Here is a 23,776-nt window from a genome sequence, read left to right on the forward strand (position 1 = left end):
GCGTACTCCCTGTGCAGTACCCGGCCACGGCATGGGGGGCTGTTCATGCCGTTCGGCCCGCGCACGCCGTCGTGCGGGTGGCGGGTCAGGGCGCCGCGTCACCAGCGGGGGCGGCCCGGCTGCCGGGCCCTGCCATCCGTCCGCCGATCAGACCCACGGAGTGGGCGAGGCCGGCGGCGGAGTGCGCGAAGAACGCGTCGCGGTCCTCCACGATCCGGTTGAACTGACCGAATACCTCGAAGGAGATGAGGCCGAAGAGCTGGGCCCAGGCGGCGATCAGGGCGGCGACGACCGGTGGGGGCAGGTCCGGCGCCACATCGGCGGCCAGCCGCTCCGCCTCGGGGCGCAGTCCGGCCGTGAGGCGCGGGACGGCGAGACCGTTCGTGCGGTGGGCGTCGCGCAGGACGGAGATGAGGGCCTGGCCGACGCGGGAGGCGGGGCCGACCGTCGCCATCGGGGCCGTGTAGCCGGGGACCGGCGAGCCGAAGATCAGGGCATATTCGTGGGGATGGGCGAGCGCCCAGGTGCGTACGGCCAGACAGACCGCGCCCCAGCGCCCCGGATGCGCGGCGCGGGCGGACTGTTGGGCGAGGGCGGCCTCGGCGGCGGCGCCCACGGCGTCGTACGCGTCGACGATCAAGGCGGTCAGGAGGTCGTCGCGGCTCGGGAAGTAGCGATAGAGCGCCGAGGAGACCATGCCGAGTTCGCGCGCGACGGCGCGCAGCGAGAGCTTTGCCGCGCCTTCGGCGGCAAGCTGTCTGCGGGCCTCTTCCTTGATCGCCGCGGTGACTTCGATGCGGGCTCGTTCCCTGGCTCCACGCATGGCGCTCATAGGAGCAGTCTGGCACGCCGGAGAGCGCCGACCAATAACGAGAGCACTGCTCTTGCTCTGGATCACGGAACTCGTGCACACTGCTCTCAAGCGAGAGCAGTGCTCACAAACATAGGGGTACACGATGTCCACGCACGTGCAAAAGCCCGGCTGGTTCACAGTGAACGTCCTCAACCGCACCATCGCCTGGCTCACCCGCCGCGGGCTCAGCGTCTGGGGCTCCCGGGTGCTGGCGGTCCGTGGTCGCAAGAGCGGTGAGTGGCGCCGCACCCCGGTCAATCTACTGACCGTGGAGGGCGACAAATACCTCGTGGCGCCGCGCGGACACGTCCAGTGGACGCACAACATGCGGGCCGCCGGCGGCGGTGAACTGCACCTCGGCAGGACGACCGAGGTGTTCACCGCCACCGAGGTGACCGACGACGAGAAGCCCGAGCTCCTCCGCGCCTACCTCAAGCGCTGGAAGGCGGAGGTCGGGGTCTTCTTCGGCGGCGTCGGACCGGACTCCTCCACCGAGGAGCTGCGCCGCATCGCCCCCGACCACCCCGTCTTCCGCATCACCGTCACCGTCTGACGGTCACTCCTTGCCGGACGCCGGCTTGCCGGACGCCGGCTTGTCCGACGCCGGGCTGTCCGACGCCGGGTTGGCGGCCAACGACCTGCGGTCCAGCGCGCTCAGCGCACGCTGCGCCATCGGGTGCGAACGCACCATCTCCGCCATCGTGGTCGAACCGCGGGCGATCCCCGCGAACGCCTTCCACGCGGGGCGGAATCCGGTGAGTGCCGCGTGCAGCATTCCCGGCCGCTTCTCGAAGAGCGTGCGCATCCGCCGCCCGACGCCCATCTCCACGCCGAGCCCCGCCTTGATCGCGAAGGCGTAGTTCAGCGCCTGGCGGCGGGCGTCCACGGCGTCCTGCGTCTCCGCGATCCGCACGGCCCACTCACCCGCGAGCCGCCCGGAGCGCAGCGCGAAGGAGATCCCCTCGCGCGTCCACGGCTCCAGCAGTCCGGCCGCGTCCCCGCACACCAGCACCCGGCCGCGCGACAGCGGCGAGTCGTCGCTGCGGCACCGCGTCAGGTGTCCGGAGGACAGTGCGGGCTCGAACCCGGCGAGCCCGAGCCGGGCGATGAAGTCCTCCAGATACCGCTTGGTATCCGCGCCCTCGCCGCGCTCCGAGATCACCCCGACCGTCAAGGTCTCTCCCTTCGGGAACACCCAGCCGTAACTGCCGGGCATCGGGCCCCAGTCGATGAGCACCCGCCCCGCCCAGTCCTCGGCGACCGTCGCAGGCACCGGGATCTCCGCCTCCAGGCCGAGGTCCACCTGGTCGAGCTTCACCCCGACATGCGCTCCTATCCGGCTGGCGCTGCCGTCGGCGCCGACCACCGCACGGGCCAGCACCGTCTCGCCGTCCGACAGGACGACCGCCACCGTGCGCCGGTCCGGCACGGCCGCGCCGTGCTGCTCGACGCGCGCCACCGTCGTGCCGGTGCGCAGGACGGCACCGACCTTCTGCGCCTCCGCCACCAGACCGGCGTCGAACTCCGGCCGGTTAATGAGGCCGAAGAGCATCTGCTTCGAGCGGCGTGTCCGTGTCAGCTTCCCGTCCAACGAGAACGTCACGGCGTGCACGCGGTCCCTGAAGGCCAGTTCGAAGCCCGGCGGCAGCGCGTCGCGCGACGGCCCGATGATGCCGCCCCCACATGTCTTGTAGCGCGGGAGCGACGCCTTCTCCAACAGGAGTACGCGCCGTCCCGCGACCCCGGCCGCATAGGCCGCCGAGGCCCCCGCGGGCCCGGCGCCGACCACTACGACGTCCCACACCGGTTGTTCGTGTCCACGTCCGGCGTCTGCGTTCTCGCTGCTCACGATGTGCTTCTGCTCCTGATCCGCCCGGTGTCCCGTACTGCTGACCGCATCCTACGGCTCGGGGCCGACCGGTCTCCCTGTGGGAGGATCGCCCCCGTACGTGCCATACGAACACGTACACGTATCTCAACGTCGCACCCACGAGGAGCGTGCCCATGACCGTCCATCCGATCGCCGAGACCATCGCCTCACTGATGCCCCGCGCCAAAACGGAGCTGACCGAGCTGGTGGCCTTCCAGTCGGTGGCGGACCCGGCCCAGTTCCCGAAGAGCGAGTGCGAGGCCGCCGCGAACTGGGTGGCCGACGCGCTGCGCTCCGAGGGCTTCCAGGACGTCGCACTCCTGGACACCCCCGACGGCACCCAGTCCGTCTACGGATTCCTGCCCGGCCCGGCGGACGCACCGACCGTCCTGCTGTACGCGCACTACGACGTGCAGCCGCCGCTCGACGAGGACGCCTGGCTCTCCCCGCCATTCGAACTGACCGACCGCGACGGCCGCTGGTACGGGCGTGGCGCGGCGGACTGCAAGGGCGGCTTCATCATGCACCTGCTCGCGCTGCGCGCCCTCAAGGCCAACGGTGGCGTCCCGGTCTCGGTGAAGGTGATCGCGGAGGGTTCGGAGGAGCAGGGCACCGGTGGCCTGGAGCGGTACGCCGAGGCGCATCCCGATCTGCTGGCCGCGGACACCATCGTCATCGGCGACACCGGCAACTTCCGGGTGGGCCTGCCGACGGTGACCGCGACCCTGCGCGGCATGACCATGCTGCGGGTACGCATCGACACCCTCGAAGGGAACCTGCACTCGGGCCAGTTCGGAGGCGCCGCCCCGGACGCGCTCGCCGCGCTCATCCAGCTGTTGGCCTCGCTGCGCGACGAGGACGGCACGACGACCGTGGACGGGCTGACCGCGGACGCCTCCTGGGACGGCCTGGAGTACCCCGAGGCGGAGTTCCGCAAGGACGCCAGGGTGCTCGACGGCGTCGGGCTGATCAGTGACGGCAGCGTCGCCGACCGCATCTGGGCCCGCCCCGCGGTGACCGTCGTCGGCATCGACTGCCCGCCGGTGGTGGGCGCCACTCCGTCGCTGCAGGCCAGTGCCCGCGCGCAGATCAGCCTGCGGGTTCCGCCGGGCCAGGACGCGGCCGACGCCACCAAGCTGCTGACCGCGCACCTCGAATCGCATACGCCGTGGGGCGCGCGGGTCTCGGTGGAGCAGGTGGGCCAGGGCCAGCCCTTCAAGGCCGACATCACCAGCCCGGCGTACACCTCGATGGCGGACGCGATGAGCGTGGCGTACCCGGGCGAGGAGATGCAGGCGTCCGGCATGGGCGGCTCGATCCCGCTGTGCAACACGCTTTCCTCGCTCTACCCCGAGGCGGAGATCCTGCTCATCGGGCTGAGCGAGCCGGAGGCGCAGATCCACGCGGTGAACGAGAGCGTCTCGCCCGAGGAGCTGGAGAGGCTGTCGGTCACCGAGGCGCTGTTCCTGGTCAACTACGCGCGGTCCAAGCAGGTCTGAGCGGCCCGGCACACAACCGGACTCCGCTGACGGCGAAGTCGCCGACAGCGAAGATCCGTGCGGCGGACGGCCCCCGTGCCTACGTTCGCCGCATGGATCTCGTCGAAGTCGTTCCGCAGCGTCTGCACATGTTCCGCTTCCCGATCGGCCAGGCCTACCTGTGGCGCGACGGCGCCGAACTGACCCTCGTCGACGCGGGCGACAGGAACGCCGCGGCCCCGATCGAGGCGGCGATACGCGGCCTAGGACTCGATCCGTCCGGTCTTCGCCGGATCGTGCTGACCCACTGCCACCGTGACCATGTCGGCGCCGCGCAAAGACTGGCCGAGCGGTACGGCGCCGAGATCGTGGCGCACCGGCTCGACGCACCCGTCGTCCGGGGCGAGCAGCCGGTGCCCGAGCCCGTACTGCTCGATTGGGAGCGCCCGTTGTACGCGCACGGGCTGACCGTGCCGCCCGCCCCGCCCACCCGGGTGGACCGGGAGGCCGAGGACGGTGACGTGCTGGAGTTCGGCGGCGGCGCACGCGTGGTGCACTCCCCCGGCCACACGGACGGCAGCATCGGCATCCATCTGCCGCGGCACGGCGTGCTGTTCACGGGCGACTGTGTCGCGGCCGTGGGCGAGGTCATGCTGGGCGTGTTCAACACGGACCGGAAGCGGGCCCTGGCCTCGTTCCGCCGACTGGCGGCGCTCGCCCCCAGCACCGTGTGCTTCGGTCACGGCGACCCGCTGACGGACGACGCGGCGGCGGTCCTGCGGGCCTCAGCCGACCGGGATTCCGGCCTCCAGGTTGAGCACGACTGACCGCTCGCGGGCCCGCAGCGCCCAGCGCAGCCGCTCGAATCGGTTGGGGGGCAGCAGTCCGGCCGCCTCCTTCTCGGTGACGAAGCGCCAGTCGCGCAGCTCGGCGCCCGGCAGCAGCAGGTGTTCGGCCTGCGTGCTCTCCAGCCGCCCGCCGTCGAAGATCAGCCGCAGCCCGCCGTACGCGGGTGACCGTGGCGGCTCCCAGTCGACCACCAACAGCGTGGGTACACGGGCGAGTTCTATCCCTATTTCTTCCGCGACCTCGCGCACGCCCGCGCGCGCGGGCGCCTCGCCGGGCTCCACCACACCACCGGGGAATTCCCAGCCGGGCTTGTACGTGGGGTCGACGAGCAGCACCCGGTCCGCCTCGTCGAAGAGCAGGACCCCCGCGGCGACGGTCTCGGCGATCGGTGCGGGAGTCTGTACGATCTCGCAGCTCTCGACGGCCCCGGTCCGTACCGCGTCGGCTATGCGCAGCGCCGTCTGGGCGGGGGTGAGCCCGTCGGTGTCGACGACGTACGCGTCGGCGCTGAGCCAGGGCAGGGCCGCCCGGTAGGGCTCGATGTGCGCGGACGCCCACTGCCGGACGCGCTCATTGCCCTCCGGGTCGTCCGGCAGCTCCTCACGGGCGGCGATGCGCCCGCGCAGGATCGTTTCGCCTGTCGACAGCAGCACATGACACACCGGGATCCGGCAGGAGGCGAGCCCGCCGAAGATCTCGTCGCGGTACTCCTGGCGCAGCAGCGTCATCGGCACCACCAGAATGCCGCCCACCTCGGCCAGCAGGGCAGCGGCGGTGTCGACGACCAGGCGGCGCCAGATCGGCAGATCCTGGTAGTCGTCGACCTCGGCCAGCCTCTTGTGCGGCAGCAGCTGCCGCAGTCCCGCGCCGATCAACTCCGGGTCGTAGAAAGTGCTGTTCGGGATCAGATCGATCAGTTCGCGTGCGGCGCTGGTTTTGCCCGCACTGAACGCACCGTTGATCCAGACGATCACGGTTCCCCCTTTTCTCCGTTGCCCCCAGTGGCTTGCCCGCAACACCCTGCCACGGAAACCCGGGGTCGCGGCATGGTGCCTGCGACCGTTCGGGCACACAACCGTGCCGATGCTGTTGCCGACAGGAAGCAACGTTCCCGCCCCCGTGCGGCGTCGAACCGTATGAGAAGCGCCCTGGTGGGACGGGGGAACCGTGACGCATGCGTACGCCGTCTCGTTGGGGCACACGAGCACGAGTCCGGTGACCACGAAAGCAAGCACGTACGCGAGCACGCACGGAAACGGGGCACAGCATGAGCCGCACGGTGTTGGAGCAGTTCCCGGCCGGGGGTCCGCGGGGCAGTTGGCCGGCGGAGGAATTCGCCCACGCACGGCGCGCCGAGGGCTGCCCGGCCGAGGTCGTGATGGACCTGGAGTCGGACGCCTTCCTGGTGATCGTGGAGCAGCGGTCGCGGCGGGTGGGGACCTGCGCGACGGGCTGACGCCCGACCGGGCGGGCCGGCGCTCCCGCGCCCTACTCCATGGCGTCGAGGTCGTCGGCGTAATGGTCGATCGCACGGCGGTAACTCCGCACGCGGGGATCGGCGCTGGTGGCTGTCAGGGTCTTGAGCAGGGTCCGCACCGCCTCGCGGCCCTGACCCGCGTTGTACAGCGCCATGGCCAGGAAGGCCTGCAGCGCCGGGTCCCGCGGAATCTCCGCGAGGCCGCCACGCAGGGTCCGCAGCGACAGCTCGTGGCGACCAAGCACCCGGTAGGTACTTCCCAGGCCCAGGAAGACGCCGTGCCGGTCCTCCGCCGCGAGGCCGGGGCCGCTCAGGGCCCGTTCGTAGAACGGGACTGCCTCGGCCTCAAGACCGAGCACGTCATGCGCCCACCCGGCCTGGTACGCGATTTCGGTGTCCTGCGGATGGCGCTGTGCGAGCGCCACCAACTCCTCGCGCGCCTGCTGGATCTGCCCCTGCTCGCGCAGTCGTACGGCCTGCGACAGCGCCGCGTCCCGTTCGCGATCATCGTTCATGTCGGCCCACGCCGGCACGAGTCGGCGCGACCGGCAAACCCCTGGAAACGGCCGACCCTCCCGGCCCGTTGGACGTCCCCCCGACGTAGCAGTGCCCCGCCTGCATCACGGGCGGGGCACCACAGCAGCAGCAACACCCTGGGTAGGGGATTGTTCGGGCCAGCCTAACGGCGGGCACTGACAGCGTGGTTGGGCCGGCCGTACGTTCAACCGGGCAGCGGTCCCGGGCGGGGGTGGGTCCCGGTCGGCAGCTCTCTGCCGTGACCCTGGCGTGCGGCTGTTCGGCGGTCAGCCGATCGCGGCCGCGGCCGTCTCGCCCGGCCTTCCGCCGAGCGTGGCCGCCGCCGCACCCACCAGACCCGCGTCGGTGCCGGTCAGCGCCGGGGCGACGGTCAGGCCCTGGACGAACGAGAGCGTGGCGTAGTCGCGCAGCGCACGACGCAGGGGCGTGAAGAGCACATCGCCCGCGCCCGCGACTCCCCCGCCGACGACCGCGATCTCGATCTCGACGAGCGTCGCGGTGGCGGCGATGCCGGCGGCCAGGGCCTGGGCGGCCCGCTCGAAGGAGGCTACGGCGATCGGGTCCCCGGCCCTGGCCGCCGATGCCACGGCCGCGGCGGTGGCATCGCCGTCCGGTCCCGGCTGCCAGCCGTTGTCGAGGGCCCTGCGCGCGATGTTGGGCCCGCTGGCGATGCGTTCCACACAGCCGCGCGCTCCGCACGGGCACAGATCGCCGTCCAGGTCGACGCTGATGTGGCCGATGTGGCCCGCGTTGCCCGTCGGCCCGGTGTGCAGCTTCCCGTCGAGGACGAGCCCGCCGCCCACTCCGGTCGAGACGACCAGGCACAGCGCGTTGTCGTAACCGCGGGCCGCGCCCTGCCAGTGCTCGGCCGCCGTCATCGCGACGCCGTCGCCGACCAGGGACACCGGCAGTCCGCCGGTCGCCGTCCGCACCCGGTCGACCAGCGGAAAGCCGCGCCAGCCGGGGACATTGACCGGACTGACCGTACCGGCGGAGGCGTCGACCGGACCCGCGCTGCCGATACCGACGGCGCCGGCACGCTCCCAGAGCGGCGAGGAGGTCAGCTCGGCGAGGACCGCTTCGGCGGCGCGCATCACCGTTTCGCCGTCCTCGCGTGCGGGCGTGGGCCGCTGTGCCCGCAGGAGAATCCGCCCGCTGCCGTCCACCAAAGCTCCGGCGATCTTGGTACCGCCGATGTCCAGGGCGGCGACGAGGTCGGTGTACATCGGTGTCGGGTCTCCAGGTGGGCAGGATGGTGGCAGGTCAGGGACCAGTCTCTATTCAGCTGACAACGTTGTCCAGGCTCTATGCTCGACGCCACACCCTTTGACACATTCGACAACGACAGGACAGCGCACTGTGGCCGAGACCACGAGCCGACCCGAGCCCCGTTACGGCACCCGGCCGACCATGAAGGATGTCGCCTCGCGCGCCGGGGTGGGCCTCAAGACGGTCTCCCGGGTGGTGAACGGCGAGGCGGGCGTCACGCCCGACACCGAACGGCGTGTCCAGGAGGCCATCGACGCCCTGGGCTTCCGCCGGAACGACAGCGCCCGAGTGCTGCGCAAGGGCCGTACCGCCAGCATCGGCCTGGTCCTCGAAGACCTCGCCGACCCCTTCTACGGGCCGCTGGCCCGCGCCGTCGAGGAAGTGGCCCGCGCCCACGGCGCCCTCCTCATCAACGGATCGAGCGCCGAGGACCCCGCCCGGGAGCAGGAACTGGTGCTCGCTCTGTGCGCCCGGCGGGTCGACGGTCTGATAGTGATCCCCGCCGGGGACGACCACCGCTATCTGGAGCCGGAGATCGCGGCGGGCATCGCCACCGTCTTCGTGGACCGCCCCGCCGGGATGATCGACGCGGACGTGGTGCTCTCCGACAGCTTCGGCGGTGCGCGTGAAGGCGTCGCCCATCTGATCGCCCACGGGCACCGCCGTATCGGCTTCATCGGCGACCAGCCGCGCATCCACACCGCCATCGAGCGGCTGCGCGGCTATCACGCCGCGATGGAGGGCGCCGGGCTGCGGGTCGACGACTCCTGGGTGTCGCTCGGCAGCACCGCCCCCGAGCGGGTGGGGGACGCGACGACCGCGATGCTGGACGCCCCCGAGCCCGTAACGGCGATATTCGCGGCCAACAACCGGGTGACCGTGACGGCCGTACGCGTGCTGGCCGGCCGGAAGCACCCGATCGCCCTGGTCGGGTTCGACGACATCGAACTCGCCGACCTGCTGCAGCCGGGACTCACCGTCATCGCCCAGGACGCCGCCACGCTGGGCCGCACCGCGGCCGACCGGCTCTTCCGGCGCCTGGACGGCTCGGACGACGCCCCGGCGCGTGTGGAGCTCCCGACCCGCCTCATCGCCCGTGGCTCGGGCGAGATCAGGCCCTGGAACCGGGCGTGCTGAGCATGCGGGGAACACGGCGGCGCCTCAGCAGACCGGCAGGCCGGGCAGCGGCGTGTCGTTGTCGCCGCCCTTGAGGTAGACGGTGCTGACGAAGACTCCGGTGTTGCCGCTGTCGTCGTCGGTCTTGGCCCACCAGACGTTCGTCCACTGGCCGTGCGTCTCGCGGCGCCCGAGGTTCTGCTGGCAGAAGAAGTAGTTGATGCCGGCGTTCAGCACCCCCGCTTCGGCGCCGCCCGCCGTGTAGGACTTCGCGCTGCGCCAGACATTGCAGTTGTACTTTCCGCCGCCGACGCCGTCGCAGACGGGGGCAGGCTCCGAGGTGCCGGGGTCGCCCCCGCCGCCGGTCGCGGACGTGGAACCGCCTCCGGCGGACCCGGTCGTCTTACCGCCGGAGCCGCCCGATGTGCTTCCCCCGTCCGCGCCTCCGGAGGAGCCCGAGGTCCCGCCGTCGGAGCCGCCCGAGTCACCGGAACCGCCGGATCCACCGGCCTCCTTGTCGCCGTCGCCCTTGGCGGGCGGCTTCTTCGCGTCGGCCTTCGGGGTCTTCTCGCCGCCCTGCCCTGTGGGCTCGGGGCCGGCCGGCTTCTTCGCCCCGGAGGGCTTGCCGCCGGTGGGGATCTGCTCGCTGCCGCCGGGAGACTCGCTCTTCTCCGTGCCCTTGGCCAGACCGCCGGACGACGTCTCCGCATGGTCGGTGAGCGCGTACGTCACACCGCCCCCGGCCAGCAGAACGGCCACCACGCCCACCGCCACCAGGACCTTCCCGCGCCCGGACCGCCGCTTCGGGAGAGGAGTCCCGGCGGTCGCCGGGCCCGGCGCCGGACCGGGGCCGGGACCCGGCTGCGCGGGCATCGGCATCGGGCTCACCGCAGGTCCGAAACCCTCGGGCCGGTGCGGCAGCACATCGCGCTCGGTCACCCCGCGCGGCGCGACGAGCGGCGGGCCGCTCGGAACATCCTGTGGGCCCCGGTCCGCGATTCCCCCGGGTATTGCGCCGCGGACGTCGCCGCCCAGCGTCGTGGTGACCGCGGTGTCCTCCCCGGCCGCGACCGCCGCGAGCAGCCCGGCCGCCGTGTCCGCGTCGGGACGCTGCGCGGGGTCCTTGTGCATCAGCAGCTGGAGTACGGGCCCCAGCGGGCCCGCGCGCCGCGCTTGCGGCAGCGGATCCACGACAATCGCCGTCAGCGTCGACCAGGTCGAGGTGCGGCGGAACGGCGAGGAGCCCTCCACCGCCGCGTACAGCGTCGCGCCGAGCGCCCAGACGTCGGACGCCGGGCCCGGGTCGTTGCCCTGGGCGCGCTCGGGCGCCAAGTAGTCGAGGGATCCGACCAGTTCACCACTGCGCGTGAGGTGTGTGGTCGAGCCGTCCCCCGGGTCGTCCATCGCGGCGATACCGAAGTCGGTGAGGACCACCCGGCCGCTGCGGTCCAGCAGGATGTTGCCCGGCTTCACGTCACGGTGCAGCACCCCGACGCGGTGCGCGGCGCCCAGCGCCCGCAGCACTTCGGCGCCGATGGACGCCGCTTCGCGCGGGTCCAGGACTCCGCGCTCGGTCAGGATGTCGTCCAGCGAAGGCCCGTCGACGAGCTCCATGACGATGACCGGGCGCCCGTTGTGGTCGGTGACGTCGTGCACGGCGATGACTCCGGGGTGCCGCACTCGCGCGGCGGCCCGTGCCTCACGCTGCATCCGCACCCGCAGATCGGCCAGTTCGGGCGCCGACGAGTCGTTGTACGTCCGCAGTTCCTTGACGGCGACCTCACGGCCGAGCACCTCGTCGACGGCGCGCCACACCACGCCCATTCCGCCCCGGCCCAGCTGCTCGATCACTCGATAGCGGCCGGCGAGCCGCTCGTTCTCCCCCGTTGACACCACTGCCCCGTTCCTGTGGTCCGACTGTGGTCGGGTACAGAGTACGGGGCAGCAGTGACAGCTGTGCCTGCTACTTGACGACGACCGGGCGGCCCGCAAGCGCGTCGAGGTCGGCACGGGTCATGCCGGTGAGCCGGGCGACCTCCGCGACATCCACGGCCCCGCAGTCGAGGCCACGCAGCAGATAACCGCTGAGCGCCTTGGCGGTCGCGGGTTCGTCCATCACGTCGCCGCCCGCGCGGCTCACGTACGCGGTGAGCCGGGCAGCCGCCTGCTCAAGTCCCTCGCGGTAGAAGGTGTACACCGCGGCGTAGCGGGTGGGCAGGTGGCCCGGGTGCATGTCCCAGCCCTGGTAGTACGCACGGGCCAGCGAGCGGCGTACCAGACCGTGGTGCAGTCGCCACGCGTCGTGGACCTGCGTGGTCGCACCGACCGGCAGGACGTTCGTCGAGCCGTCGGACAGCCGCACACCGGTGCCGGCCGCCGCGACCTGCATGACGGCCTTGGCGTGGTCGGCGGCCGGGTGGTCCAGCGACTGGTGGGCCGCCGAGACACCGCAGGAGGCGCTGTAGTCGAAGGTGCCGTAGTGCAGCGAGGTGGCCCGGCCGTCGGCGGCCTCGATCATGCGCGAGACGGTGGCTCGGCCGTCGGCGCCGAGGATCGACTGGGTGGTCTCGATCTGGATCTCGAAGCTGATCCGTCCCGGTTCCAGGCTCCGCGCCTTCTCGAACTCCTCGACGAGCCGCACCATCGCGGTGACCTGCTCGGCGTACGTCACCTTGGGCAGCGTCAGGACGAGGCCGTCGGGCAGGCCGCCGGCGTCCATCAGCCCGGTGAGGAAGATGTCGAGTGTGCGAATGCCCCGGTCGCGTACCGCCGCCTCCATGCACTTCATGCGGATGCCCATGAACGGGGCCGCGGTGCCGTTGTCGTACGCCTCGGCGATCAGGCGGGCCGCGCGGGCGGCCGCCGCGTCCTCCTCCGCGTCGGGGCGCGGGCCGTAGCCGTCCTCGAAGTCGATCCGCAGGTCTTCCACGGGCTCGCGCTCCAGCTTGGCCCGCACGCGCGCGTGGACCGACTCGGCGTGCTCGTCCGGGATGCCGAGGACGCCCGCGAGGGCGGCGGCGTCCGGTGCGTGCTCGTCGAGGGCGGCGAGTGCCTGGTCGCCCCACGCGCGCACGGTGCCGGCGGCGAAGACGTCAGCGGGGACGTAGACGGTGTGGACGGGCTGGCGGGTGCCCGGGTCCCCCGGGTAGCGGCGGGCGAGGTCCGCGTCCACCGGCGCGAGGGAAGCGCTGATTCCCTCGCTGATCGCGCCCGCGAGGCTCGTTGCCACCGTCTCCTGCTGACCCATTCCCACACCCTCCAAGTTTCCGCTTCACGGAATCAATAATCCGCATAGTGAAGTTAATAGGCGCCCGCTGTCTGCGTCAATGGTTGCCGGAAACAGCGCGGGGCCGCGCGGTGAAGATCACCGCACGGCCCCGGCCCAATAGACTTCCGCAGGTCAGCCCTTACGGGCCTGGACCTCTTCGGTCAGCTGCGGGACGACCGCGAAGAGGTCGCCGACCACGCCGTAGTCGACCAGGTCGAAGATCGGGGCCTCGGCGTCCTTGTTGATGGCCACGATGGTCTTCGAGGTCTGCATGCCGGCCCGGTGCTGGATCGCGCCGGAGATGCCGGACGCGATGTACAGCTGCGGGGAGACCGACTTGCCGGTCTGGCCGACCTGGTTGGAGTGCGGGTACCAGCCGGCGTCGACCGCGGCGCGCGAGGCGCCCACGGCAGCACCGAGCGAGTCGGCGAGGGCCTCGATGACCGAGAAGTTCTCGGCACCGTTGACGCCACGGCCGCCGGAGACCACGATCGGGGCCTCGGTCAGCTCGGGACGGCCGCTGGACTCGCGCGGGGTGCGGGAGACCACCTTGGTGCCGGTGGACAGCTCGGAGAAGGACACGGCGAGCGCCTCGACGGTGCCCGCCGCCGCGGCGGCCTCGACCGGCGCGGAGTTCGGCTTGACCGTGATGACGGGCGTGCCCTTGGAGATGCGGGACTTGGTGGTGTACGACGCGGCGAACACGGCCTGCGTGGCCACCGGGCCCTCGTCACCGGCCTCGACGTCGACGGCGTCGGTGATGATGCCGGAGCCGATGCGGACCGCGAGGCGGGCCGCGATCTCCTTGCCCTCGGCGGAGGACGGCACGAGCACGGCGACCGGCGAAACGGCCTCGTACGCGGCCTGGAGCGCGTCCACCTTCGGCACGACGAGGTAGTCGGTGAGCTCGGGAGCGTCGACGGTGAGGACCTTCACGGCGCCGTGTGCGGCGAGCACGGCGGCGGTGGCCTCGGCGCCTGCGCCGAGCGAGAGGGCGACGGGGTCGCCGATCCGACGGGCGAGCGTCAGCAGCTCAAGGGTGGGCTTGCGGACGGCGCCGTCCACGTGGTCGACATAGACGAGAACTTCAGCCATGGGATTGCTCTCCTGCGAGTGGCGAGTGCGAAGAATCTGGGGCAACTGGTGGCACGCGGGCCTAGATGAACTTCTGGCCCGCGAGGAACTCGGCCAGCTGCTTGCCGCCCTCGCCCTCGTCCTTGACGATCGTGCCGGCCGTACGGGCGGGGCGCTCCGTGGCGGATTCGACCTTGGTCCAGGAGCCCGCGAGGCCGACTTCGTCGGCGTCGATGTCCAGGTCACCCAGGTCCAGGGACTCGACCGGCTTCTTCTTGGCCGCCATGATGCCCTTGAAGGACGGGTAGCGGGCCTCGCCCGACTGGTCCGTCACGGACACGACGGCCGGCAGGGACGCCTCGAGCTGCTCGCTCGCGCTGTCGCCGTCACGACGGCCCTTGACGACGCCCCCGTCGACGGAGACCTCGGAGAGCAGGGTGACCTGCGGGACGCCCAGGCGCTCGGCCAGGATCGCCGGCAGGACACCCATGGTGCCGTCGGTCGACGCCATGCCGCAGATGACCAGGTCGTAACCGGTCTTCTCGACGGCCTTGGCGAGCACCAGCGAGGTGCCCATCACGTCGGTGCCGTGCAGATCGCCGTCCTCGACGTGGACGGCCTTGTCCGCGCCCATGGACAGCGCCTTGCGCAGCGCGTCCTTGGCGTCCTCGGGGCCGACGGTCAGCACGGTGATCTCCGCGTCGTCCGCCTCGCCGGCGATCTGCAGCGCCTGCTCGACGGCATATTCGTCCAGCTCCGACAGCAGGCCGTCGACGTCGTCGCGGTCGACAGTCAGGTCATCGGCGAAGTGCCGATCACCGGTGGCGTCGGGCACGTACTTCACACAGACAACGATCCTCAGGCTCACGCCGGCTCTCCTACTGCATCGTCTACTTTTTGGTGCCTCGTTGCAGGCAGCATAGGCGCCTGAAGGGGCGGATCCCGGTCGGGGCGGACCGCGCTCCGACTGGAATATTACTCGTCAGTACACCCAGTACATTCCCCGTAAGCAAGCGCTTTGAACTGTGACCTTCCCAACGGTGGGGCATCCCGGTCCACCAGGAACTCTCAGTCCCTCAGCGCGTTGAAGCGTCCTTGGTGATAGAGCAGCGGCCGGCCCGTCCCGGCAGGGTCGCCCGCGACGACCTGGCCGAGCACAATGCGATGATCCGCCGCCGGCACCCGCGCCACGACTCGGCACACCAGCCACGCCAGTACGCCGTCGAGCAGGGGCACGCCTTCCGGCCCCGTACGCCACCGGGTGGGTGGCGCGAAACGGTCCGCGCCACTGCGCGCGAAGGTGGCCGCCAGCTCCTGCTGGCCCTCGGCGAGTATGTGGACGCCGATGTGCTCGGCCTCGGCCAGGACGGGCCAGCTGGACGAGCCGGTGCCCACGCCGAAGGAGATCAGGGGCGGGTCCGCGGCCACCGAGTTCAGCGAGGTGGCGGTGAACCCGACGGGCGCCGGGCCCCGCGCGGTGATCACCGCGACGCCGGCCGCGTGCTGCCGGAAGACCGAGCGGAGCAGGTCGGGAGAGCCCTGCAGGGCCTGGCGGGGGGAATCGAGCGAGGAGGCCGTCATCGGATTGTCCTTCGTTTCCTTCTGCGGAGGGTGCATACGAGTCCGTGGGTGCTCAGGCACCCGGACAGCGCGCACCCGCGTCGCGGGCCAGGTCGACATGGGCCCGTCCGTGGAGAAGGAGTTCTGGCGGCACCCCGCCAGGTTGTCGATTCGCGGCACGGACCGTCAAGCCGCGGCCGGAATATGGGAGATGCGTCACCGCGTTCGCGTTCACACGGCCTCGCCGAGGGCCGCGATGACGTCGGCCCGGCGCGGCTGCCCCGCCGCCCGGCGCACGATCCGGCCCGCCGCGTCGAGCACGAGCACGGTGGGTGTCTTGAGGATGCCGAGCTCCCGTACGAGGTCGAGCCGTTCCTCCGCGTCGATCTCCACATGGGCAACGCCTGCGACCATGGCCGCCACTTCGGCAAGGGTCCTCCGGGTCGCCCAGCAGGGCCGGCAGAAGGCGCTGGAGAACTGGACCAGCGTCGCGCGTCCCCCCGGTTCCTCGCCGAGTTCGGCCGCGCCGAGACTGGTGCGGGTTCCCGCGCCGGCCGTCGTGTCGCCACCCGTACCGCTTTCGTGCCCGCGCACCTTCGGCCCCCTCGCGTTCATGCGATCCGTTCTCGCGGACGCTCTCTTCCGCTCATCCTTTCAGCGTTCATGGGATCGGGAGGATTCCCCAGGTTTCTCCAAGTGACGAGAATCTCGCGCCCGAAAGACAGCAGGACTGGCTACTGGGCCGCTCATGGGGCACGATCTGCCCAAAGCCGCTTAACCTACGGCTCCGTAACTTCCGCCGGGAGAGCCTCCCCGGGCACAGAAGGGGTCCTCCGACATGGCAGAACTCGTCTATCGGCCGGTCATTGGTGCCGCACGTACCCTGTTCAAGGCGCTCGACCTGAAGATCGACACGCAGGGTTCTGAAAACGTCCCCCGCACCGGTGGCGCCGTGCTGGTGAGTAACCACATCAGCTACCTCGACTTCATCTTCTCGGGGCTGGGAACGCTGCCGCAGAAGCGTCTGGTGCGCTTCATGGCCAAGGACTCGGTCTTCCGGCACAAGATTTCCGGGCCGCTGATGCGCGGCATGAAACACATCCCCGTGGATCGCAACAAGGGCGAGGCGGCGTATGCGCACGCCCTCGACGCCTTGCGGTCCGGCGAGATCATCGGGGTCTTCCCGGAGGCGACGATCTCCGAGTCCTTCACCCTCAAGAGCTTCAAGTCGGGTGCGGCCCGGCTCGCCCAGGAGGCCGGCGTTCCGCTGATCCCAATGGCGCTGTGGGGTACCCAGCGGCTGTGGACCAAGGGGAAGCCGCGCAATTTCGGCCGTAATCACATCCCCGTGACGATCCGGGTCGGCGAGCCGATGGACGCTCCGGCGGACGAGTTCGCGGGCGCGATCACCCGGCGGCTGCGCGAGCGGGTTCAGGAGCTCCTGGAGGCGGCCCAGCGCGCTTATCCCGTACGCCCGAAGAACCCCGATGACACCTGGTGGATCCCGGCGCACCTCGGCGGTACCGCGCCGCTTCCCGGGCAGGTGCGCGAGGCGGGCTGACCCGCCGCCGCGAGGCCGCGCTACGCGCGGCGCGGCGCCGGGGGGTGGACGGTGATCCGCGCCCCGGGGCTCAGCTTCTCCAGCGACTCGGCGAGTTCGGCCCCTGCGGCTTCGAGCTCGCCGAGTGTCATGGGGGCCATGGACTCCAGCAGGAACACCGCGTTCACCGACTCCTCGGTCAGGCGGGTGCGGACACCCTGGCGCCAGTTCCAGCGCCGGCAGGTGACGCCTTCCTCGTCGCACCAGACGACCTCACCGGCGTCCGGGTGCTCCATGGCGTCCTCGCCCGCCGCGGCCGTGGCGAACAGTTCGTCGCCGGTGGCCCGCACGAGCCGCATGGCGCCCTTGACGCGGTCCAGGTCCTCGCCGCCGACCGGGACCAGATGCGCGACGCTGATCGCGTTGTAGAGGTCGACGAGCAGGTTGATCCGCGGCAGTCCCGCCTCGGTCAGGGCCCGCTTGGCCAGCGCCTCCGCCGAGTTGCGGGTGCGCGACGGCTTGCTGCCGAAGGCGGTGTACGCCTCGCGCCAGGCGGCGATGTGCGGGTCCTCGTGCGGGGCCCGGCCGTCCAGGCGCTCGGCGAGGCGGCGGGCGGCCGCGTCCAGGAGGGCCGAACTCGCTTCGTTACTGGGCCCGTTGACCAGGCCGTGGGCCTCGACGGCGAGGTGGGTGAAGCCGGGCGCGAGGGCGCGCACCTCGTCGGTGACGGTGAGCGTGAGCGTCATGAACTTCCTTCTCACAGTGCGGTGGGGAGTGTGCGGCGCAGCTGCGAGCAGTCCTGAGCGGTGCGCAGGGCATGCAGAACTGCCGGATGTGGTGCAGCATACAGCACTTCGTAGTCCACTTCACTGCACTCCGGACGCGTGATGTACGCCAGCCGTTCGCCGTCGAGCGAGAACCGGGCGTCGACGCCGCGCTTGTTGCCGCGCGGATCCTGCCGGGCCCACCCGTCGCTCTCCGGCAGCTTCACCGCGACCAGCCCATGGACGACCGGGGCCGAGCCGTCGTCGTTCGCCAGCCGCTGATAGCAGAAGCCGGCCGGAATCCCCTCGGCGCGCAGCAGTGCGACCAGGGCGTGCGCCTTGGCGTAACAGATTCCGGTGCGCCGCGCGATGACGTCGGAGGCCCGCCAGGTGACTCTCGGGTCGCCGACGTCACTGGAGTGCGGAATCTCGTCGCGTACGAACACGAAGGCCGCTTCGGCGTATGCATATGCGTTGACCGCTTCGGCACGCAGGCGGGTGGCGGCCTCCCGCACGAGCGGATTCTCGTGGTCGACGACCTCATCGGCAGCCAGATATGCGGAAGTTTCGAGTGTCTCCTGGGTCAGCTTCATGGTCGGCGAGCATAAGGAAGCGGCCGACCGGCAGTCAATGACTTTCCAGTCGGCCGCATATCCATTCAGCAGGCGCTACTTGGCCATCTCTTCCTTGAGCGCCTGCACGAAACCGTCCACGTCGTCCTCGGTGGTGTCGAAGGAGCACATCCAGCGGACGTCACCCGCGGACTCGTCCCAGAAGTAGAAGCGGTAGTGCTTCTGCAGCCGCTCACTGACGTCGTGCGGCAGCCGCGCGAAGACCGCGTTGGCCTGCACGGGATAGAGGATCTCCACACCGCCCACCCCACGGACGCCCGCGGCGAGCCGCTGCGCCATGGTGTTGGCGTGGCGCGCGTTGCGCAGCCACAGGTCGCGGGCGAGCATCGCTTCGAGCTGCACCGACACGAAGCGCATCTTGGAGGCGAGCTGCATCGACAGCTTGCGCAGGTGCTTCATGGCGCGCACGGCGTCCGGGTTGAGGACGATCACGGCCTCGCCGAAGAGCATGCCGTTCTTCGTGCCGCCGAAGGACATGATGTCCACGCCGACCGTGTTGGTGAAGGTCCGCATCGGTACGTCGAGGGAAGCGGCCGCGTTGGATACCCGCGCGCCGTCGAGGTGCACCTTCATGCCGCGCTCATGGGCGTGCGCGCAGATGGCCCGGATCTCGTCCGGGGTGTAGACCGTGCCCAGCTCGGTGTTCTGGGTGATCGACACGACCTGCGGCATGGCACGGTGCTCGTCGTCCCAGCCGTACGCCTGCCGGTCGATGAGCTCGGGCGTGAGCTTGCCGTCCGGCGTCGGCACGGTCAGCAGCTTGAGCCCGCCGACCCGCTCGGGGGCGCCGCACTCGTCCACGTTGATGTGCGCGGACTCGGCGGCGATGACCGCGCCCCAGCGGTCGGTGAGCGCCTGCAGCGCGACGACGTTGGCGCCGGTCCCGTTGAAGACGGGGAACGCCTCCGCGAGCCCGCCGAAGTGGCTGTGCACGATCCGCTGCAAGTGCTCGGTGTAGTCGTCCTCGCCATAGGCGACCTGGTGCCCCTCGTTGGCGAGGGCCAGGGCGGCGAGCACCTCGGGGTGCGCGCCCGCGTAGTTGTCACTGGCGAAGCCGCGCACCCGGGGGTCGTGGTGACGTCGGGCGTCGGTCTTCGCCGCGTTCACGGCTTGGGGGTCAGCCACAGGCGCTGTCCATTCACTTCCGGGGCGGGCCGGTCCCAGACTCCGGCGATGGCCTCGGCCAGTTCCTTGACGTCCGTGAAGCCCGCGAACTTCGCGTTCGGGCGTTCGGCGCGCATAGCGTCGTGCACCAGCGCCTTGATGACCAGGATGGCAGCAGCGGTGCGCGGCCCGTCCTCGCCCCCCGCTTTGCGGAAGTCGTCGGCCAGCGCGAGGGTCCACGCCTCGGCCGCGGCCTTGGACGCGGCGTACGCGGCGTTGCCCGCGGTGGGCTTGGACGCGCCGGCCGCGCTGATCAGGAGGTAGCGACCGCGGTCGCTGCGCAGCAGCGGCGCCTGGAAGGCGAGCGAGGTGTGCTGGACGGTGCGGATGAGCAGCTTCTCCAGCAGGTCCCAGTCCGCGAGGTCGGTGTCGGCGAAGGTCGCGCTGCCGCGCCAGCCGCCGACGAGGTGGACCATGCCGTCGATCCGGCCGAATTCCTTCTCGGTGCGGTCCGCCCAGGCCCGGGTGGCCTCCAGGTCGAGGAGGTCCACGGTGTCGCCGGTGACGGTGGCCCCGCCGTGGGCGTACCTGGCGGCGTCCACGGCCTCCGCGAGGCGCGCGGCATCGGCGTCCGAGCCGACCACCGTGGCGCCCGCCTCGGCGAGCCTGAGCAGGGTGGCGCGGCCCGCGGGCCCGCCCGCTCCGGCCACCGCGACCACAGCGCCTTCCAGCGCACCGCTCCCGTTCGCCTTGGCATCGGTCTGCACGTTCATGGTCGTCGCCTCCTGGGCACGAGGGCTCATGCGGCCACCCGCTCTGCGCTCGCCGCGGTGATCCCCTTGGTGGAGGCGATCACATTTTTCAGCTTCTTGGAAAGCGCCTCATAGAACATGCTCAGCGGAAACTCGTCCGGAAGCACCTCGTCGACGAGTTTGCGGGGCGGCAGCGACAGGTCCAGGGCGTCGGGGCCCTTGGCCCAGCGGGAGCCCGGGTGCGGCGCGAGATAGGTCGAGACCAGGTCGTACGCGGCGAACCAGTGCACCAGCTTGGGCCGGTCGATGCCGTCGCGATACAGCTTCTCGATCTCGGAGCAGAGCTGGTTGGTGACCTGCGGTGCCCGCTCCCAGTCGATCTTCAGCGTGTTGTCGGTCCAGCGCAGCACATCGTGCTTGTGGAGGTACGCGAAGAGCAGCTGGCCGCCGAGACCGTCGTAGTTGCGTACGCGCTCACCGGTGACCGGGAAGCGGAACATCCGGTCGAAGAGCACGGCGTACTGGACGTCGCGGCCCTGGCCGAAACCGTCGGCCTCCAGCTTCACGGCCTCCTTGAAGGCGGTGAGGTCGCAGCGCAGCTCCTCCAGGCCGTACATCCAGAACGGCTGGCGCTGCTTGATCATGAAGGGGTCGAAGGGCAGGTCGCCGTGGCTGTGGGTGCGGTCGTGGACCATGTCCCACAGCACGAAGGCCTGCTGGCAGCGGTCCTGGTCGCCGATCATCTCCCGGATGCCGTCGGGCAGTTCGACGCCGAGGATCTCGACGGCGGCCTCGGTGACCCGGCGGAAACGGGCCGCCTCGCGGTCGCAGAAGATGCCGCCCCAGGTGAAGCGCTCGGGGGCCTCGCGCACCGCGATCGTCTCCGGGAAGAGCACCGCCGAGTTGGTGTCGTAACCGGCGGTGAAGTCCTCGAAGGTGATGCCGAGGAAGAGCGCGTTGTCGTAGCGCGTGCGCTCCAGCTCCGCGAGCCACTCGGGCCACACCATGCGCAGCACGACCGCTTCAAGATTGCGGTCGGGGTTGCCGTTCTGTGTGTACATCGGGAAGACGACCAGGTGCTGGAGGCCGTCCGCGCGCTGCTGGGCGGGCTGGAAGGCGAGCAGCGAGTCCAGGAAGTCCGGCACGCCGAAGGCGCCGTCGGACCACTTGCGGAGATCGACGACGAGGGCCCGGTGATACGCGGCATTGTGCGCGAGGAGCGGGGCGAGCGTCTCGATCGCGTCGATGACGCGGTCGATGGCGGCCTGCGCGACGGCGTGTGTGGGGGCGCCCTCGGCATCGAAGTCGATGGATCCGTCCTTCGACTGCCACGGCCGGATCTGCTCCACGGCATTCTTGAGCTCGGGCCAGGCGGGGTGCTCGACCACGCGCCGGTCACCGGATATGCCGTCGGCGGCTACGTCCTGCACAAGAATTTCCGTCATGTCACTTCCTTCACGGGAGAACCTCGCGTCAAGACACCGTATCGGTGTTCGGTTCTCCCGCTCAAGAGGAAGCTCAGTAAATTATCCTGCCGAGCCCCCTGACTCGCCGCCGTTCTTCCTGTCCTTGGCCGTTCCTGCGATCGCTTCTGCCACCACGGTCACCGCGTCCCGGGCATCGTCGAGGTGCTCACCGAAGGTGAAAAAGCCGTGGAACATCCCGGGATAACGCCGCTCCACCACGGTCACTCCGGCATCCCGCAGCTTCTGGGCGTACGCCTGCCCCTCGTCGCACAGCGGATCACAGCCCGCCGTGACGATGAGCGCCGGAGGCAGACCCGACAGGTCACCGGCCCGCAGCGGAGAGGCGTAAGGGTGTCCGACGTCACCCTCCGGACCCAGGTACTGCTCCCAGAACCAGCGCAGCGCGGTGGCCTCCATGAAATATCCGGTGGCGTTCGTCCGGTACGAGTCGCTGTCCTGCCCCGCGTCGGTCGCCGGATAAACGAGCGCCTGGAGGGCCGGCCGGGGCCCGCCCCGCTCCTTGGCGACGAGTGCGACCACGGCCGCCAGGGTGCCGCCCGCGCTGTCGCCCGCGACCACCAGCGCCTCCTGGTCGCCGCCCAGCTCGCCGATGTGCCCGGCGGCCCACAGCAGGGCGGCGTACGCGTCGTCGACGGCCGCGGGGAAGCGGGCCTCGGGGGCGAGCCGGTAGTCGACGGACACCAGTACGGCGCCCGCGGCGCGGCACAGGTTGCGGACGACGACGTCATGGGTGTCCAGGCCGCCGATCACCCAGCCGCCCCCGTGGAAGAAGACGACGGTCGGCCGGGGACCCGGCGCCTCGACCGGGTCCGGTCGGTAGATCCGCACCGGTATGCCCGGAGCGTCCTGTGGTCCGGGCACGGTGCGGTCCTCCACCGAGCCGACCCGCGGCGGTTCCACGGGCATCGCCGGCATCGCGGCGAGGAGTCGGCGGAGCTCGGCGGCGTCGGTCACGGCGCCGCCCAGATCCGGGAAGGCGCCGGCCATGAGATCGACCAACGGCCGTGCCGCGGGCGTCAGTCGGTCGGTACGCGGTGTCATCGCTCACTCCTTGAATCGGCTGGACCAGGCGATGGATCAGGCACATGATCCCGTCCACGCCATCCATCGCGAAGGCTTTGGGCGCAGTGCTGGTGTCGTCAGCCGCGCCGGACCGCGCGGAGCGCCGCCGCCCCGGCGTCAAGGCCCGCAGGACTCGCACCCACGAGTGACACAACTCGCCACGGGCCGTGCCGCGGGGGTAGTACGGACGGATTCCACACCTCGTCCGTACCTCCGGGAGCCGCGGCGCGTGAGTATCCGTGCCGTCCTTGTCGCCGCCCTCATCACCGGCCTGGTCCTCGGGATCGCGAGCGCCAGGTCGGAGCATTCCGCTTCCCCGCGCGGGGCAGGTTCCCTCTCGCAGGCGGGCCGTTAGGCTGCGCTGGAGCCGCTGTCGACGGAAGCGAGATTGCCTTGAGTTTCCTCACCATTGGTCACCGTGGGGTCATGGGTGTCGAGCCGGAGAACACCCTGCGCTCCTTCGTACGTGCCGAACAGGCCGGCATGGACGTCATCGAGCTGGATCTGCATCTGAGCAAGGACGGCGCGCTTGTGATCATGCATGACGCCGAGGTGGACCGTACGACCGACGGCAAGGGCAGGATCGCCGACATGACCCTCGCCGAACTGCGGGAGCTCGACGCGGGGAGGGGTGAGCGCGTCCCCCTCTTCGAGGAGGTGCTCGACCTGGTGAAGTCGCCGCTCCAGGCGGAAATCAAGGACGCGGCGGCGGCGCGGGCGCTCGCCGAGGTGATGCTCCGGCGTGATCTGGCGGGCCGTGTGGAGGTGTCGTCGTTCCACGACGAGGCGGTCGCGGAGATCGCGTCGCTCGTGCCGGGCGTACGCACGGTGCTCATCGCCAGTCGCTACGGCACCGATGTGGTGGACCGCGCCAAGGCGGTCGGCGCCGCGACTCTCGCGCTGAACATCCGCAGGCTGACCCTGGAGACGGTCGAGCAGGCGCACGCGGCGGGGCTGAAGATCATCGGCTGGGTGGTGAATACCCAGGACCAGCTGCGGCTGGCGCGCGCGCTGGAGCTGGACGGCGCGACGACCGACTATCCGGAGATCCGCCGCACCGGCCGCTTCACGGCCTGAGCCCGGT

General features: G+C 70.9%; 26 protein-coding genes. 9 read left to right on the top strand and 17 right to left on the bottom strand.

The window, feature by feature from the left end; all coding sequences use genetic code 11:
• Positions 1–85: 85 nt before the first annotated feature.
• The gene (locus ACLLJJ_RS03060; RefSeq protein ID WP_434587700.1) at positions 86–832 is read right to left on the bottom strand and encodes a TetR/AcrR family transcriptional regulator; all 747 of its coding nucleotides are present in this window, start codon (positions 830–832) and stop codon (positions 86–88) included.
• Positions 833–956: 124 nt separating this feature from the next.
• Between ACLLJJ_RS03060 and ACLLJJ_RS03065 the strand changes: the two genes are divergently transcribed.
• Entirely contained in the window at positions 957–1,406 is a 450-nt protein-coding gene (locus tag ACLLJJ_RS03065) for a nitroreductase family deazaflavin-dependent oxidoreductase (RefSeq protein WP_434587701.1), read from the top strand.
• Positions 1,407–1,409: 3 nt separating this feature from the next.
• Here the strand turns inward: ACLLJJ_RS03065 and ACLLJJ_RS03070 are convergent, their stop codons facing one another.
• Positions 1,410–2,702: a geranylgeranyl reductase family protein gene (locus ACLLJJ_RS03070; RefSeq protein ID WP_434587702.1), complete on the bottom strand. Its 1,293-nt coding sequence runs from the start codon at positions 2,700–2,702 to the stop codon at positions 1,410–1,412.
• Between the two features lie 155 nt (positions 2,703–2,857).
• On the opposite strand from ACLLJJ_RS03070, the gene ACLLJJ_RS03075 reads away from it, so the two are divergent.
• Positions 2,858–4,222, top strand: coding sequence for a dipeptidase (locus ACLLJJ_RS03075; RefSeq protein WP_434587703.1), 1,365 nt, complete (start codon positions 2,858–2,860; stop codon positions 4,220–4,222).
• 92 nt (positions 4,223–4,314) lie between these two features.
• On the top strand, positions 4,315–5,028 hold the full coding sequence (locus ACLLJJ_RS03080; RefSeq protein ID WP_434587704.1) for an MBL fold metallo-hydrolase: 714 nt from the start codon (positions 4,315–4,317) through the stop codon (positions 5,026–5,028).
• On the opposite strand, the gene ACLLJJ_RS03085 is transcribed toward ACLLJJ_RS03080, so the two are convergent.
• Positions 4,987–6,024 carry an NUDIX domain-containing protein gene (locus ACLLJJ_RS03085; RefSeq protein WP_434587705.1) on the bottom strand — a complete coding sequence of 346 codons (1,038 nt, stop codon included), beginning with the start codon at positions 6,022–6,024 and terminating at the stop codon, positions 4,987–4,989. The two genes, ACLLJJ_RS03080 and ACLLJJ_RS03085, sit on opposite strands and share 42 nt — an antisense overlap.
• 293 nt (positions 6,025–6,317) lie before the next feature.
• Here ACLLJJ_RS03085 and ACLLJJ_RS03090 point away from each other — a divergent pair, with 293 nt between their 5' ends.
• On the top strand, positions 6,318–6,506 hold the full coding sequence (locus tag ACLLJJ_RS03090; protein WP_434587706.1) for a hypothetical protein: 189 nt from the start codon (positions 6,318–6,320) through the stop codon (positions 6,504–6,506).
• A gap of 32 nt (positions 6,507–6,538) precedes the next feature.
• Here ACLLJJ_RS03090 and ACLLJJ_RS03095 read toward each other — a convergent pair whose 3' ends face one another.
• Entirely contained in the window at positions 6,539–7,042 is a 504-nt protein-coding gene (locus ACLLJJ_RS03095; RefSeq protein ID WP_434587707.1) for a tetratricopeptide repeat protein, read from the bottom strand.
• A gap of 288 nt (positions 7,043–7,330) precedes the next feature.
• Positions 7,331–8,290: an ROK family protein gene (locus ACLLJJ_RS03100; protein ID WP_434587708.1), complete on the bottom strand. Its 960-nt coding sequence runs from the start codon at positions 8,288–8,290 to the stop codon at positions 7,331–7,333.
• A gap of 184 nt (positions 8,291–8,474) precedes the next feature.
• On the opposite strand from ACLLJJ_RS03100, the gene ACLLJJ_RS03105 reads away from it, so the two are divergent.
• Positions 8,475–9,470, top strand: a complete 996-nt coding sequence (locus ACLLJJ_RS03105) for a LacI family DNA-binding transcriptional regulator (RefSeq protein WP_434600281.1) — start codon at positions 8,475–8,477, stop codon at positions 9,468–9,470.
• A gap of 24 nt (positions 9,471–9,494) precedes the next feature.
• Here ACLLJJ_RS03105 and ACLLJJ_RS03110 read toward each other — a convergent pair whose 3' ends face one another.
• The 6 genes from ACLLJJ_RS03110 to ACLLJJ_RS03135 form a co-directional block, all read right to left on the bottom strand.
• Positions 9,495–11,342 (bottom strand): serine/threonine-protein kinase, encoded by a 1,848-nt coding sequence (locus tag ACLLJJ_RS03110; protein ID WP_434600282.1) that lies wholly within the window; start codon positions 11,340–11,342, stop codon positions 9,495–9,497.
• 70 nt (positions 11,343–11,412) lie between these two features.
• Positions 11,413–12,696, bottom strand: a complete 1,284-nt coding sequence (locus tag ACLLJJ_RS03115) for a DUF6986 family protein (RefSeq protein WP_434587709.1) — start codon at positions 12,694–12,696, stop codon at positions 11,413–11,415.
• Between the two features lie 153 nt (positions 12,697–12,849).
• Positions 12,850–13,812, bottom strand: coding sequence for an electron transfer flavoprotein subunit alpha/FixB family protein (locus ACLLJJ_RS03120; protein ID WP_434587710.1), 963 nt, complete (start codon positions 13,810–13,812; stop codon positions 12,850–12,852).
• Between the two features lie 61 nt (positions 13,813–13,873).
• Positions 13,874–14,659: an electron transfer flavoprotein subunit beta/FixA family protein gene (locus ACLLJJ_RS03125; protein ID WP_434587711.1), complete on the bottom strand. Its 786-nt coding sequence runs from the start codon at positions 14,657–14,659 to the stop codon at positions 13,874–13,876.
• 200 nt (positions 14,660–14,859) lie between these two features.
• Complete coding sequence (locus tag ACLLJJ_RS03130) at positions 14,860–15,372, bottom strand: flavin reductase family protein (RefSeq protein WP_434587712.1); 513 nt, start codon at positions 15,370–15,372, stop codon at positions 14,860–14,862.
• A gap of 210 nt (positions 15,373–15,582) precedes the next feature.
• Complete coding sequence (locus tag ACLLJJ_RS03135; protein ID WP_434587713.1) at positions 15,583–15,945, bottom strand: TlpA family protein disulfide reductase; 363 nt, start codon at positions 15,943–15,945, stop codon at positions 15,583–15,585.
• Positions 15,946–16,189: 244 nt separating this feature from the next.
• Between ACLLJJ_RS03135 and ACLLJJ_RS03140 the strand changes: the two genes are divergently transcribed.
• Positions 16,190–16,912 (top strand): lysophospholipid acyltransferase family protein, encoded by a 723-nt coding sequence (locus tag ACLLJJ_RS03140; protein WP_434587714.1) that lies wholly within the window; start codon positions 16,190–16,192, stop codon positions 16,910–16,912.
• 20 nt (positions 16,913–16,932) lie between these two features.
• On the opposite strand, the gene ACLLJJ_RS03145 is transcribed toward ACLLJJ_RS03140, so the two are convergent.
• From ACLLJJ_RS03145 to ACLLJJ_RS03170, 6 genes are all read right to left on the bottom strand, one after another.
• A complete protein-coding gene (locus ACLLJJ_RS03145) occupies positions 16,933–17,637 on the bottom strand; it encodes a B3/B4 domain-containing protein (protein ID WP_434587715.1) in 705 nt (234 codons plus the stop codon).
• Positions 17,638–17,648: 11 nt separating this feature from the next.
• Positions 17,649–18,248, bottom strand: a complete 600-nt coding sequence (locus ACLLJJ_RS03150) for a transglutaminase-like domain-containing protein (RefSeq protein WP_434587716.1) — start codon at positions 18,246–18,248, stop codon at positions 17,649–17,651.
• A 75-nt stretch (positions 18,249–18,323) separates the two neighbouring features.
• Positions 18,324–19,394 carry a threonine aldolase family protein gene (locus ACLLJJ_RS03155; protein ID WP_434600283.1) on the bottom strand — a complete coding sequence of 357 codons (1,071 nt, stop codon included), beginning with the start codon at positions 19,392–19,394 and terminating at the stop codon, positions 18,324–18,326.
• Positions 19,391–20,164, bottom strand: a complete 774-nt coding sequence (locus ACLLJJ_RS03160) for an SDR family NAD(P)-dependent oxidoreductase (protein ID WP_434587717.1) — start codon at positions 20,162–20,164, stop codon at positions 19,391–19,393. Before ACLLJJ_RS03160 ends, ACLLJJ_RS03155 begins: the two co-directional genes overlap by 4 nt.
• A gap of 26 nt (positions 20,165–20,190) precedes the next feature.
• Positions 20,191–21,588, bottom strand: coding sequence for a DUF6421 family protein (locus ACLLJJ_RS03165; protein ID WP_434587718.1), 1,398 nt, complete (start codon positions 21,586–21,588; stop codon positions 20,191–20,193).
• 81 nt (positions 21,589–21,669) lie between these two features.
• Positions 21,670–22,671, bottom strand: coding sequence for an alpha/beta hydrolase (locus ACLLJJ_RS03170; RefSeq protein WP_434587719.1), 1,002 nt, complete (start codon positions 22,669–22,671; stop codon positions 21,670–21,672).
• Between the two features lie 44 nt (positions 22,672–22,715).
• Between ACLLJJ_RS03170 and ACLLJJ_RS03175 the strand changes: the two genes are divergently transcribed.
• The 3 genes from ACLLJJ_RS03175 to ACLLJJ_RS03185 all read left to right on the top strand — a co-directional run bounded on the left by ACLLJJ_RS03175 (position 22,716) and on the right by ACLLJJ_RS03185 (position 23,769).
• Positions 22,716–22,841: a hypothetical protein gene (locus ACLLJJ_RS03175; RefSeq protein WP_434587720.1), complete on the top strand. Its 126-nt coding sequence runs from the start codon at positions 22,716–22,718 to the stop codon at positions 22,839–22,841.
• An 80-nt stretch (positions 22,842–22,921) separates the two neighbouring features.
• Positions 22,922–23,047 carry a hypothetical protein gene (locus ACLLJJ_RS03180; RefSeq protein WP_434587721.1) on the top strand — a complete coding sequence of 42 codons (126 nt, stop codon included), beginning with the start codon at positions 22,922–22,924 and terminating at the stop codon, positions 23,045–23,047.
• A 38-nt stretch (positions 23,048–23,085) separates the two neighbouring features.
• Complete coding sequence (locus ACLLJJ_RS03185; protein ID WP_434587722.1) at positions 23,086–23,769, top strand: glycerophosphodiester phosphodiesterase; 684 nt, start codon at positions 23,086–23,088, stop codon at positions 23,767–23,769.
• The last annotated feature ends 7 nt before the right edge of the window (positions 23,770–23,776 follow it).

Origin of the sequence: Streptomyces sp. A5-4 (genome assembly GCF_051131715.1) — a bacterium.
Classification (GTDB): Bacteria; Actinomycetota; Actinomycetes; order Streptomycetales; family Streptomycetaceae; genus Streptomyces.